The 12,187-nt window shown below is 63.6% G+C and carries 14 protein-coding genes; 6 read left to right on the forward strand and 8 right to left on the reverse strand.

The window, feature by feature from the left end:
- Positions 1-61: 61 nt before the first annotated feature.
- The 3 genes from AC07NT_RS11295 to AC07NT_RS11305 are packed head-to-tail and all read right to left on the reverse strand — an operon-like array spanning position 62 to position 2,595.
- Positions 62-256 carry a DUF2783 domain-containing protein gene (locus tag AC07NT_RS11295; RefSeq protein ID WP_498598931.1) on the reverse strand — a complete coding sequence of 65 codons (195 nt, stop codon included), beginning with the start codon at positions 254-256 and terminating at the stop codon, positions 62-64.
- Positions 257-265: 9 nt separating this feature from the next.
- Positions 266-1,972 (reverse strand): FAD-dependent oxidoreductase, encoded by a 1,707-nt coding sequence (locus AC07NT_RS11300; protein WP_498598930.1) that lies wholly within the window; start codon positions 1,970-1,972, stop codon positions 266-268.
- Positions 1,969-2,595 (reverse strand): VOC family protein, encoded by a 627-nt coding sequence (locus AC07NT_RS11305; protein WP_498598929.1) that lies wholly within the window; start codon positions 2,593-2,595, stop codon positions 1,969-1,971. Before AC07NT_RS11305 ends, AC07NT_RS11300 begins: the two co-directional genes overlap by 4 nt.
- A 259-nt stretch (positions 2,596-2,854) precedes the next feature.
- Between AC07NT_RS11305 and AC07NT_RS11310 the strand changes: the two genes are divergently transcribed.
- From AC07NT_RS11310 to AC07NT_RS11325, 4 genes are all read left to right on the forward strand, one after another.
- Positions 2,855-3,277, forward strand: coding sequence for a rubrerythrin family protein (locus AC07NT_RS11310; protein WP_498598928.1), 423 nt, complete (start codon positions 2,855-2,857; stop codon positions 3,275-3,277).
- A gap of 100 nt (positions 3,278-3,377) precedes the next feature.
- Positions 3,378-4,727 (forward strand): (Fe-S)-binding protein, encoded by a 1,350-nt coding sequence (locus AC07NT_RS11315; RefSeq protein ID WP_498598927.1) that lies wholly within the window; start codon positions 3,378-3,380, stop codon positions 4,725-4,727.
- Positions 4,728-4,744: 17 nt separating this feature from the next.
- Positions 4,745-5,335 (forward strand): DUF3501 family protein, encoded by a 591-nt coding sequence (locus tag AC07NT_RS11320; RefSeq protein ID WP_498598926.1) that lies wholly within the window; start codon positions 4,745-4,747, stop codon positions 5,333-5,335.
- 48 nt (positions 5,336-5,383) lie between these two features.
- A complete protein-coding gene (locus AC07NT_RS11325; protein WP_498598925.1) occupies positions 5,384-7,051 on the forward strand; it encodes a SulP family inorganic anion transporter in 1,668 nt (555 codons plus the stop codon).
- Positions 7,052-7,081: 30 nt separating this feature from the next.
- On the opposite strand, the gene AC07NT_RS11330 is transcribed toward AC07NT_RS11325, so the two are convergent.
- The 3 genes from AC07NT_RS11330 to AC07NT_RS11340 all read right to left on the reverse strand — a co-directional run bounded on the left by AC07NT_RS11330 (position 7,082) and on the right by AC07NT_RS11340 (position 9,361).
- Positions 7,082-7,792, reverse strand: coding sequence for a hypothetical protein (locus AC07NT_RS11330; protein WP_498598924.1), 711 nt, complete (start codon positions 7,790-7,792; stop codon positions 7,082-7,084).
- Positions 7,793-7,997: 205 nt separating this feature from the next.
- Positions 7,998-8,591 (reverse strand): TMEM175 family protein, encoded by a 594-nt coding sequence (locus AC07NT_RS11335; RefSeq protein WP_498598923.1) that lies wholly within the window; start codon positions 8,589-8,591, stop codon positions 7,998-8,000.
- Between the two features lie 62 nt (positions 8,592-8,653).
- On the reverse strand, positions 8,654-9,361 hold the full coding sequence (locus tag AC07NT_RS11340; protein WP_498598922.1) for a pseudouridine synthase: 708 nt from the start codon (positions 9,359-9,361) through the stop codon (positions 8,654-8,656).
- On the opposite strand from AC07NT_RS11340, the gene yaaA reads away from it, so the two are divergent.
- Entirely contained in the window at positions 9,360-10,136 is a 777-nt protein-coding gene (yaaA, locus tag AC07NT_RS11345; RefSeq protein ID WP_498598921.1) for a peroxide stress protein YaaA, read from the forward strand. The genes AC07NT_RS11340 and yaaA overlap by 2 nt on opposite strands.
- Entirely contained in the window at positions 10,133-10,978 is an 846-nt protein-coding gene (gene queF / locus AC07NT_RS11350; protein ID WP_498598920.1) for an NADPH-dependent 7-cyano-7-deazaguanine reductase QueF, read from the forward strand. Before yaaA ends, queF begins: the two co-directional genes overlap by 4 nt.
- A 13-nt stretch (positions 10,979-10,991) precedes the next feature.
- On the opposite strand, the gene AC07NT_RS11355 is transcribed toward queF, so the two are convergent.
- Complete coding sequence (locus AC07NT_RS11355; RefSeq protein ID WP_498598919.1) at positions 10,992-11,351, reverse strand: hypothetical protein; 360 nt, start codon at positions 11,349-11,351, stop codon at positions 10,992-10,994.
- Entirely contained in the window at positions 11,335-12,180 is an 846-nt protein-coding gene (locus tag AC07NT_RS11360; RefSeq protein WP_498598918.1) for an enoyl-CoA hydratase-related protein, read from the reverse strand. Before AC07NT_RS11360 ends, AC07NT_RS11355 begins: the two co-directional genes overlap by 17 nt.
- Positions 12,181-12,187: the final 7 nt, after the last annotated feature.

Raw genomic sequence — 12,187 nt, forward strand, 5'->3', positions numbered from 1 at the left:
CGTTCCTTGGTGTGTCTGGGAACTGCCCCGATTTTACCGGGCAGGCCGCCTGAAAACCGTCTTAAGCCGTCTGTGGCAGCTCGCGGGCCGCCCGGATGCATTCGGCCAGCACGTCGCGGCTGCCAACCTGGTTGGCCAGCAACAGGATCAGCCGGGCATTGAGCAACTCGGATTGTTCACGGGTCAGGCCAGCGTGGGCGTCCAACAGCTGCTCGTAGAAGGTGTCGGCATCCTGGAAATGGGGGGTGGTTTTCATGTCTTCTCCTCAGGGCTGGATGCCGATGGCGCGTTCGATCGCCTGGATCAGGCCGGCGTCCACGCTTTCCCCGGTAGCGGCAATGTAGGCATCGGGCCGGACCAGGGCCCAGGCATGGCCGAAGACGTGGCAGGCGCCCTGCAGATGGCCCTGGGGGTCGATCACGTGCTCCACGGCTTGCGGCATCGTGTCCGGCCCCAGAACCTGCACGCAGCGCACCGGGGCGGCAAGGCCCAGATGCTGCAGACGCTGGGCCGCCGCTGCGGAGATGTCCCCAAACACCAGCACCAGCAACTGGCCAGCGGCCCAGGCGATCAGCTCGTTGACGCATCCCGTCCTGCCATCGGCCCAGCGAAAGTTCACGTTCTGCACCGAGAGACCACCCGTGCGGTCGCAGATGCCGGAGTGCGTGTAGCTGTTGGCCACAGCCATGCGGCCGGTGTTGATCAGCGCGCGGGCAAAGGGGTACTGGCGCGCCAGCCCGATGGCCGCAGTTCGGAAGGTGCGCTCCATGCCATCGGCCGGGCGCAGGAAACGCGCGGTGCGGTTGGTCACCATGACGTTCTGCACAGCAGCCTCGTGGCGTTCCTCCTGGTAGCTGTCCAGCAGGCTCCCCGGCGCCTGGCCGCGCAGCACGGCGGCGAGCTTCCAGGCCAGGTTGTCGGCATCGGCCACACCGGTGTTGCCGCCGCGCGCGCCAAAGGGGCTGACGATCTTGGCCGTGTCACCCATGAAATACACGTTGCCGACACGCAGCTGGTCCAGGCACTGGCTTCGGTAGGCGTAGGGCCCCACCCAGACGATCTCGCAATCCACATCCGGGCCGAACTGCCCCTTGAGACGCTCGCGCACCACCTCCTCGCGGCTCACGGCCTCGGGGTCGGCACCAGGCTCCATCTGGTAGTCGATGCGCCAGACTTCGTCGCCCATCAGGTGCTGCCAGACGGCGCGGTTGCCATTGAAAGGCGCCTCGATCCAGGTGTGGCGCTCCTGCGGCGGGCGATGCTTGAAGCGCACGTCGGCAATGCACCAGCGGTCGTCACCGCGCCGGGAACTCATGGTGACACCCGTCCAGGCATGAAATGGCGTGTGCGAGCCGCTCGCGTCGATCACGTGCTCGGCTTCCAGTGTGTAACTGCCGGCGGGCGTGTCCACGGTCAGCGCGGCGTAGCCCTGCTGCTGGCGGAAGCCGCTCACGCGGGATTTCCAGCGCAGGTCCACATGGCCCAGCTCATGGATGCGTTCGACCAGATAACCCTCGATGTAGAACTGCTGGATGTTGATGAAGGGCGGCTGGGCCGAAAGGCTGTAGCTGCTGTTCTGCCGCAGGTCGAAGGCATAGACCTCGTCCCTGCCGGCAAAGGTGCGGCCCACGCTCCACTGGATGCCCTTGGCCGCGATGCGCTCGTACACCCCCAGTCGCTGGAAGATCTCCAGCGATTTCTGCGTGTAGCAGATGCCGCGCGAGGACGCGCCCTTGACACCCACGGTGTTGTCCTCGTCCAGCAGGATGGCGTCCACCCCCAGCCTGGCCAGGCTGCAGGCCAGCGTCAGGCCCGTGATGCCCGCGCCCACGATGACGATCTTGTGGCGCCGGACCGCGCCGTTTTTGAGTTCCGGGGGTTCGACAAAGGGGTACTCGGGCAAGGCGTAGCCCGAACCCTGGGTGAATTCGTAGCCGTTGGTGTAGGCCACATCGCGATAGGCGGCATTCATGCCTGGCCTTTCTGCGAACTGCGTGCCGCGACCTCGGGCCGGTCGTTCTGCTGCGGCTTGAGTGGTGCGGCCACCTTGCCGGCGGCGCGCTCCTGGCGCCAGACGGCCTTGCGCGCACTCCACTCGTTCAGGCGTGCGTGGGCCGTGGTGCTTTCCTTGAGCATCTGGAACTCGTCAGCCACCTGGGCCGACAGTTCGAGCCGGATGCCGTTGGGGTCGAAGAAATAGATGCTTTTGAAGACATGGTGGTCGGTCAAGCCGATCACCTCGATGCCGCTGGCCAGCAGCCGCGCCTTCATGGCCTCGAGCTGGGCAATGCTGTCCACGCGGAAAGCGATGTGGTTGACCCAGCGCGGCGTGTTGGGGCTGGGCTCGGCGGCCACGTCGTCGCCCAGATCGAAAAAGGCGATGAAGGAGCCATCCTGCAGGCGGAAGAAGAAGTGCGTGTAGGGACAGTACTCGCCCGTGCTGGGGACGTGGTCGCTCTGGATGATGTGGTACAGCGGCAGGCCCAGGATGTCCTCGTAGAAATGCCGCGTCTCCTCGGCGTCACGCGCGCGGTAGGCGTAGTGGTGCAGTTGCTGGATCGGTGGTGGCGGGGGCAGGCCGGCGGAGCTGGACATGGTGTTTCCTCGGGTCAACAATTCACTCATGCGTAACGGGTTCACTTTAACGTAACTCCTACCACTCTCAAGCTCTCCCCTCGAAGAGCGCAGACCGATAGTTACTGAGAATAAGTCTTAATAGCAATTATCAATAGCGCAGGGCAATTCGACATATTGAAAGTGCCAATTTGACGCGGCAAAGAGCCCGGGCATACGCTGTTCCTCGTCTTTGACCTGTTCAAAGCATTCTGCGTTTTCAACCCTCAAGGAGATAGCCATGCCCGCACTGAAAGGTTCCAAGACGGAACAGTGCCTGAAGGATGCCTTCGCCGGCGAGTCCCAGGCCAACCGTCGTTATCTGTATTTCGCCAACAAGGCCGACGTGGAAGGCCAGAACGACGTGGCAGCGCTGTTCCGCTCCACCGCGGAAGGTGAAACCGGCCATGCCCACGGCCACCTCGAGTTCCTGGAGCAGTCAGGCGACCCCGCCACCGGCCTGCCCATAGGCTCGACCCGCAACAACCTGAAATCGGCTGTCGCCGGCGAAACCCACGAGTACACCGACATGTACCCGGGCATGGCCAAGACCGCCCGGACAGAAGGTTTTGACGAAGTGGCCGACTGGTTCGAGACCCTGGCCAAGGCCGAGCGCTCGCACGCCAATCGTTACCAGAAGGCGCTGAACGAGCTCGTGGACTGATCCCCCCGGCCGCCCGCTGCGCCCACCCGCGCAGCGGGTTGGAAAAAGGGCTCTCCCACGAGAGTCCTTTTCCCAACGACCACAACAATGAGGACACACCATGGCGAGCGAAGGCAATCTGGAAGCCCCGACCCGACACCCGCTGGACTGGAAAAATCCCGACTTCTACGACGAGGCCTCCGCCTTCAAGGAGCTCGAGCGCATCTTCGACATCTGCCACGGCTGCCGGCGCTGCGTGAGCCTGTGCGGATCCTTCCCCACCCTCTTCGACCTGGTGGACGAGAGCAGCACCATGGAAGTCGACGGCGTGGCCAAGCAGGACTACTGGAAGGTCGTGGACCAGTGCTATATGTGCGACCTGTGCTACATGACCAAGTGTCCATACACGCCACCGCATGAATGGAACCTGGACTTCCCGCACACCATGCTACGCGCCAAGGCCATCAAGTTCAGGAAAGGCGAGGTCAAGACCAGTGAAAAGCTGCTGGCTTCCACTGATCTGCACGGCTCCTTTGCCGGCATCCCTATCGTGGTCCAGGTGGCGAATGCGGTCAGCAAGACCCCGGTCGCGCGCCGCGCCATGGAAAGCGTGATGGGGGTGGACAAGGACGCCTGGCTGCCTTCTTTCGCCACGCAGAAATTCCGCTCCGGCGCCGCTCAAAGCCAGCCTCATGCAGTGAAGAACGGCGAGAAAACCCCCGGCAAGGTGGCCATCTATGCCACCTGCTACGTCAACTACAACGAACCCGGCATCGGCCACGACCTGCTCAAGATCCTTGACCACAACGAGATTCCCTATGTGCTTGTGAACAAGGAGAAATGCTGCGGCATGCCCAAGCTCGAACTGGGTGATCTGGACTCGGTCCACTGCAGCAAGGAAGCCAACATCCCGGTGTTGCAGCACTACGCCAAGGAAGGCTACGCCATCCTTTCCGCCGTGCCCAGCTGCACACTGATGTTCAAGCAGGAGATCCCGCTGATGTACCCGGATGATGTCGCGGTGCAGCAGGTCAAGCAGGCCATGTGGGACCCCTTCGAATACCTGATGGCACGCAAGCGCGACGGCCTGCTCAAGACCGAGTTTCCGCAAAAGCTGGGCAATGTGAGCTACCAGATCCCCTGCCACGGCCGCGTCCAGAACATCGGCCGCAAGACCGAAGAAATGCTCAAGATGATTCCCGACACCACGATCAACACCATCGAGCGCTGCTCGGGCCACGCCGGCACCTTCGGCGTGAAGAAGGCCTACCACCAGCAGGCGCTGAAGATCGGCAAGCCGGTGTTCAAGGCCATGGCCACCATGAAGGACGGAGCCCAACCCGACTACATCAGTTCGGACTGCCCCCTGGGTGGCCACCACATCGCCCAGGGTTTCGAGGTCAACGGCCTGGGCGCGCCAGAGCTGCAGCACCCGCTGTCGCTGGTGCGCATGGCCTATGGCCTGAAATGAAACGACAGGGAGACATCATGCAACTCACTGGCCATATCGCCCCTGAAAACCTCATGTCGCTGGAGGCCTACAGCAAGTGGCGCAAGGAACACAAGGGCGATGTCATCGCGCACCGCAAGCTGCGCAGCGTGCAGCTGGGCGAACACATCAACCTACAGTTCGAATCCGAAATGACCATCCGCTACCAGATCCAGGAGATGCTGCGCATCGAGAAGATCTTCGAAGAGGAAGGCATCCTGGACGAGATCCACGCCTACGCCCCGCTGGTGCCCGAGGGCCACAACTGGAAGGCCACCCTGCTGATCGAATACCCCGACATCAACGAACGCAAACGCGAACTGGCCCGCCTGATCGGTGTGGAAGATCGCATGTTCGTCGAGGTGGAAGGCTACCCGCGCGTCTACGCGATAGCCGACGAGGACCTGGACCGCGAGAACGACGAGAAGACCTCGGCCGTGCACTTCGTTCGTTTTGAACTCACGCCCGCCATGTGCGCAGCCGTGAAGGCCGGTGCCGGCGTCAAGGTGGGGTGCGACCACACCAACTACCCGGCCCACGTCACGGTCAGCGCCGAAACCCTGGCCTCACTCGCAGGCGACCTGAAATAGGCCAGCGCAGAGGCGGCCCACAGGCGCGCAGCTAAACTGTGCGCCACCATGTCGCCCGTCTCCACCCGTCTGCGTTCGCTCCTGCCCTTTCTGAACTGGCCGCGTCCTTCTGCCGAATTGCTGCGCAGCGAAGCCCTGGCCGGTTTGGCCGTGGGTCTGATGGTGATCCCGCAGGGCGTGGCCTACGCCGTGCTGGCGGGCATGCCGCCGGTGACCGGCATCTACGCCTCCATCCTGCCGGCCCTGCTGGCGGTGCTCTTCAGCGCTTCAACACGACTCTCGGTAGGTCCGACCGCCCTGACCTGCCTGCTGATCAGTGCCGGGCTCACGGGGCTGGCCCAGCCGGGTTCGGCACAGTGGGTTCAACTGGCAGTCTGGCTGGCCCTGCTTTCCGGCCTGTTGCAACTGGCCCTGGGCTTCATGCGCTTTGGCTGGCTGCTCAATGTAGTCAATGCACCGGTGTTGACAGCCTTCACCCAGGCGGCCGCCCTGCTCATCATCGGCTCGCAGCTGCCCGATCTGCTGGGCCTGGAGGACTGGCGCAGCCTGGCCTCCAGCGGACTGCGCACCTGGCATCTGCCCTCGCTGGCCTTTGGCCTGGGAACCCTGGTGCTGCTGATGGCCGCACGTCGCTGGCGCCCCGCCTTCCCTTCGGTACTGCTCATCGTTTTGGCTGCAGCCGGCCTGTCCCAGGGGCTGGGCTTCGAGACCGCGGGCGGCCGCGTGGTCGGCGCCCTGCCTGCCGGCCTGCCCGCACTGGCGCTGCCGGCCCTGCCTGATTTCTCGGTGCTGGGCCAGCTGCTGCTGCCCACCCTGGTCATCACCCTCGTGAGTTTTCTGGAGACAGCGTCCAGTGCCAAGGTCGACAACGAGCGTCGCGGCACGCGCTGGGACCAGGACCAGGATCTGATCGGCCAGGGCCTGGGCAAACTGGCTGCGGGGCTGAGCGGTGCCTTCCCGACCAGCTCATCCTTCTCGCGTTCGGCGCTCAACCTCTACGCCGGCGCGCGTACCGGCTGGGCCACGGTTTTCTCCGCGGTGGTCGTGCTACTGGCGCTTTGGCTGTTTATCCCTGTGCTGAGCCATGTGCCGCAGGCCGTATTGGCAGCGATCGTGGTGGCTGCGGTGCTGGGCCTGCTCAAGCCGCGCGAGTTCATGCGCCTGTGGCGCATCGCGCGTGCAGAAGCCCTCATCGCGGGGGCCACCTTCCTCATCACCTTGCTGGTTTCGCCGCAGCTTTATTGGGGCGTACTCGCCGGCGTGCTGATGTCGTTGAGCTATTTCCTCTACCAGCGCCTGCATCCGCGCATCATCGAAGTTGGCTTGCACCCCGACGGCAGCCTGCGCGACCGCCACCTCTGGCAGTTGGCGCCCCTGGCATCCAACACCTATGCCCTGCGCATGGACGCCGCGCTGGACTTTGCCGCAGCGGCGGAGTTCGAACGCGCCATCGTCGAGTACCTGGCCGAACACCCCGAAACACGCCACGTCTGCCTCTTTGCCCAGCCCATCAACCACATCGATGCCACGGGTGTGGACACGCTGCTCAAACTCAGCGAACAGCTGCGCCAACAGGATGTGCTGCTGCACATCAGCGGCATGAAGCTGCCGGTGGAACGCACCCTGCTGCAGGCCGGTTGGCAGCTGACCGCCCCCGGACACCGGCTGTACCGGACCGAGGCCGAGACTCTGGCAGCCCTGCGCACCTTGGGCTGAGCATGAACAGGTCGTCGACCTCTGGACGATTCAGCCGAACTTCAGGAACATGCGGCTGTAAGGCCCCTTGAGCCGGCGCAGCGCCTCCCGCGTAGCCTCTGCATCCTGGGCCATGGCGGCCCTTTGCAGCGCGGACACCGAGGCCTCCAACGCCTGGAGGGAGGCGCTGAATTCGGCGTCGTTTTGCAGCGCCTTCGGAGCCTCGACGCGCAGCCGTCTGGCCAGGTAGTCCAGTACACCCACCCGGCTCACCAGTGTCAGCATGCCTTGCTGGCTCCCCGTCATGGCGGGCCCCTGACCCAGCACATGCTCCATCTCGGCATGGTAGGCGTTCATGTGATCACTGAAGACGATGACCCCATTGCGCCGCCGCAACTCGGCCATGATGTCTCGGGCCTGCTCCAGAGTCTCATGCGCCTGCGGTAGCTTGCCCTGGCCGATCTCGCCCGCAGCCTGCTCATAGACCCGGGTCACTGCATTCAGGGAGGCGCCGAATTCGGAATCGGTGTCATAGGGTATGGGCGGCCTGGAAGCGAACCTGGACAGAATCGATTTCCAGGCCAACTGGGCTTGGCCCATCGCCTGTTCGGACTCGGCCTGTGCCTTGCTGTTGGTACGGAACAAGACGGCGCGGTAAGGCGCATAGGCCTGGTTGATGGCCTCTGTCACAGGATCGGCCGCCCGGGCAGGCAGACCTGAAAGAAGCAAAGTCGTCGTGAAAAAATAGGTAAAGAATTTCATGGCTGCTCCAAACATCAGAACACTGCGCAAGACGTGCAGTGGCCAGTCTAGACAGCCTTTGCCCGCTCGCGTTGATGCAGATCAAATATGCGTGGACAGATACCCGTCGCCGTAGGCGCGTTGAGGTATGAGCTGTTTACTGGCACCGACTGTGCCGGACCAAAGGCAACCTTCGTGGCAGCTCGCGATCGCAGCGAAGCTGCGCTCAGGCCTCGCCCGGGTGCTGGATGGATCGTTCGATCCTGCGGTCCGGCACCAGCCACAACACGGCGGCTGACACATACAGGGCCATGGCCAGCCAGGGCCAGGGTGACCACAGGGCGAAGACGATGCCGACGATGTAGATCAGCGGCGACAGTTTCCCCTTCCAGTCCTTGCCCACCGCCGTCTTCAGGGGTGAATGGCTACCCTGCGCGGCGATGATGGTCTGCTGCAATATCCAGTAGGCGATGGCGGCGGCCAACAGCACACAGCCGTAGAGCGCGGACGGCAGGGGTGCGAAATGGTTTTCTCCCATCCAGCCCGTGGCAAAAGGGAACAGCGAGAGCCAGAACAGCAGATGCAGGTTGGCCCACAGCACGCCGCCGGACACCGTGGTGCAGGCATGCAGCATGTGATGGTGGTTGTTCCAGTAGATGCCCACGTAGACGAAGCTCAGGACATAGCTCAGGAACACCGGCAGCAAGGGCGTCAGGGTGGCCAGCGTGTCACCGTGCGGCACCTTCATTTCCAGCACCATGATCGTGATGATGATGGCAATGACACCATCGCTGAAGGCTTCAAGCCGGTTCTTGCCCATGGATGACCTCTCACGGAATGGTTGAAGAAAGCAGGCAGCGCCAGCCGCCTGTTTTATAGCAGTTATCCGGAGCCCTGCCTGTAGGACGTCCAACGCGCCCATTCGGAATCGGTAGGCGCATCCACGCAAAGAGGCTCGCCACTGACGGGATGCCGAAAATCCAGGCGCATGGCGTGCAGCCACAACCTGGGCCAGCCCGTCAGTTCCGCCACGGCCCGGTTCAGCGGGCCCTTGCCGTGCGTCGCGTCACCGATGACGGGGTGCGCGATGTGCTTCATGTGCCGACGTAACTGATGTCGCCGGCCAGTCAGGGGCTGCAGTTCCACGAGAGCGCAGCGTGTCGCGGAGAAGCCGCCATAGGGCAGAGGAAGCTCATAGTGCTCCAGTGCGCGGTAGCGCGTCTGCGCCTCCTGCACCTCCACGCGCCCGGCCCGCGCATCGTCCTCAAGGCGCTTGAGCGGATGGTCGATGAGCCCGGATGCTGGCGGCCAGCCGCGCACCACGGCACGGTAGGTCTTGTGCACCTGGTCCGGCGCCTCGAAAACCTGCCCCAGAGTACGGGCCGTGCCGGCGTCCAGCGCAAAGAGCAGCACCCCGCTGGTGCCCTTGTCGAGCCGGTGTGCCGGCCAGACCGGGCGGCCCAGCTGGTCGCGCAGCAGTTGCAGGGCAAATTGCGTCTCGCCGGCATCGAGACCCGTGCGGTGCACCAGCAGACCCGGCGGCTTGTCCACAGCCACGAGATAATCGTCCTGATACAAGATACGCAACATGCTCTTTCTGCTCTCCCCCGCCAAGTCCCTCGACTATGACACGCCCGCCGGCGATATACCCCACACCCAGCCACTGTTCACCCATCAATCGGCCGAGTTGATCGGCATCCTGCGCGGGAAGTCACCGAGCGACATCGCTGAGCTCATGAATCTGAGCGACGCACTATCGGGCTTGAACGTCGCACGTTACCAGGCCTGGCGCCCGAAGTTCACCGCGAAGAACTCCAAGCAGGCTGTGCTGGCCTTCAACGGCGACGTCTACGATGGGCTGGAGGCCAAGACGCTCAAGGCCGAGGATCTGGCCTGGGCCCAGGAGCATGTGTGCATCCTCAGCGGTTTGTACGGTGTGCTGCGCCCGCTGGACTGGATGCAGCCCTACCGGCTGGAGATGGGCACGGCGCTGGAGAACCCCCAAGGCAAGAACCTCTACAGGTTCTGGGGCACACAGATCGCCGACTACCTCAACGAACGACTGCAGGCGGAAAAAACACCCGTGGTGGTGAACCTGGCCTCGCAGGAATACTTCAAGGCGGTGGACACCAAAGCATTGAAGGCCCGCGTGATCGAATGCGTGTTCGAAGACTGGAAGGGTGGCCACTACAAGGTCATCAGCTTTTTCGCCAAACGCGCGCGTGGGCTGATGGCGCGTTATGCGGCCACCAAGCGCCTGAGTACCCCCAGGCAACTGGAGAAATTCAATCTCGATGGTTACGCTTTTGACGCCAAGGCGTCGGAACCCGACCGGCTCGTTTTTCGCAGGAAAATACAGGCATGAGCAAACCCGAAGACTCGTTGCTGGGCAAAGCCACACCGTACAGGGACCAGTACGACGCCACCCTGCTCTTCCCGATCCCCCGGCTGACCAAACGCCAGGAGATCGGCGTGCCTGCCACCCTGCCCTTCATGGGTGCTGACCTGTGGACGGCCTACGAATTGAGTTGGCTCAACACCCGCGGCAAGCCCCAGGTGGCCATCGCTCACATCACCGTGCCCTGCGAGACGCCCAACATCATTGAGAGCAAGTCCTTCAAGCTTTACCTCAACAGTTTCAACAACACGAAATTCGCTGACACCAGCGAGGTGTTGGCGCGCCTGCGTACCGATCTGAGTGCAGCCGTGTGGCGTGATTCAGGCAAGACCGGCACCGTGGGTGTGAAGCTCCTGGCGCCCGAACTGTTCGACCAGCAGCCCATCCACGAGCTTGACGGTCTGAGCCTGGACCGGCTGGACCTGGAATGCACGCACTACACACCGGCCCCGCAGCTGCTGACAGCGGCTTTTGATGAACAGCCGGTCAGCGAGGTGCTCACCAGCAACCTGCTCAAGAGCAACTGCCTGGTCACCGGCCAGCCCGACTGGGGCAGCGTGCAGATCGCCTACAGCGGCCCGCAGATCGAGCAGGCCGGCCTGCTGCAGTACCTGGTGAGCTTTCGCAACCACAACGAGTTCCATGAGCAATGCGTGGAGCGCATCTATATGGACATCTGGACGCGCTGCAAGCCCGCCAAGCTCATGGTCTACGCCCGCTACACGCGCCGTGGTGGCCTGGACATCAACCCCTGGCGGACCAGCCACCCGCAGGCCTTGCCGGCCAACGTGCGCACGGCGCGGCAGTAAGCGCCATCCCGAGTCACGGGCGACCTTGCGGCCATTGCAGATCCAGCAGTTTCCAGCCTCCCCCTGCTGTCTTCTGCACCGCACACTGGTACTCGGAACGGACCATGGCCGCACCAAAGCTGGCCTGGGCATGGATCGCACCAGAGGCCAACCAGACTTCCGTCCCCCCCGCCCGGCGTTTGTCGTTCGTGGGCGCCGGTGTCGCTGGCCGCGAGGCGTCGGCCCTGGGCTTGCCCAGGGTCTTCAGGGCCGCCAGGGCATATTGCTGGCAGGCGTAGCTGGCATACAGCGCATCGTCCTTGTCAGCGGCCTGCGCCAGGCCACAAGCCAGGGCCAGGATCAAGCCTCGGCCAGCCTTACTGGCCTGCATCACGGAAAGACCGTAGGGGCGCCAGTTCTGGGAAGTTACCGGCCCGTTTTTCCTTCATGGCCGTGACGGCCTCCATCACGTGCTTGTTGCTCCAGATTGCGCCTTGCAACCAGCCCATCTGCTTGAGCGCGTCGTCCACGCCATGGTCACGTGCGTAGTGCAACGCCTGCTTGGTGCCCCAGATGGCCACCGGTGGTTTGCTGGCGATGTCCTTCGCTGTCTGCAGCGCACCGGCCAGCAGGGCTTCGGGGGTGTCGAAGACCTGGTTGACCAGGCCGTAGCCCAGGGCCTGGGCTGCCGGCATGCGACGCCCGGTGTAGGCCAGCTCCTTGACCACCCCCAGTGGCATCAGCTTGGGCAGGCGCTGCAGCGTACCCACGTCGGCCACCATACCGATGTTGATCTCCTGGATGCAGAAGAAGGCATCGGTCGAGGCATAACGCAGGCAACAGGCGGACACCATGTCCACCGCGCCGCCGATGCAACCGCCCTGGATGGCCGCAATGACCGGGATGCGCAGCGTCTCCAGCTTGGTAAAGGTGGCCTGCATGTCGGTGAGCAAATCGAAGATGGCGGCGCGCCCTTCGGCGCTACGGTCGTCCAGGGTGATGGCACCGCCAAAGGTCTCCAGCGCCATGCCTGCGCTGAAGTGCTTGCCGGTGCTGCTGATTACCAGTACCCGCGCCTCACCGCCGGCGTGCAGCTGGGTCAGCGCCTGGTCCAGCTCGCCCCAGAACTGCGGGTGCATGGTGTTCATCGCCTCGGGGCGATTCAGCACCAGATGGGCAATGTGGTCGGTGACGGAAAGGGTGAAGCAGTGCAGAGTGTTCATGCCCCCA

The sequence above is a fragment of the Hylemonella sp. GW821-FHT10B10 genome (assembly GCF_059415585.1).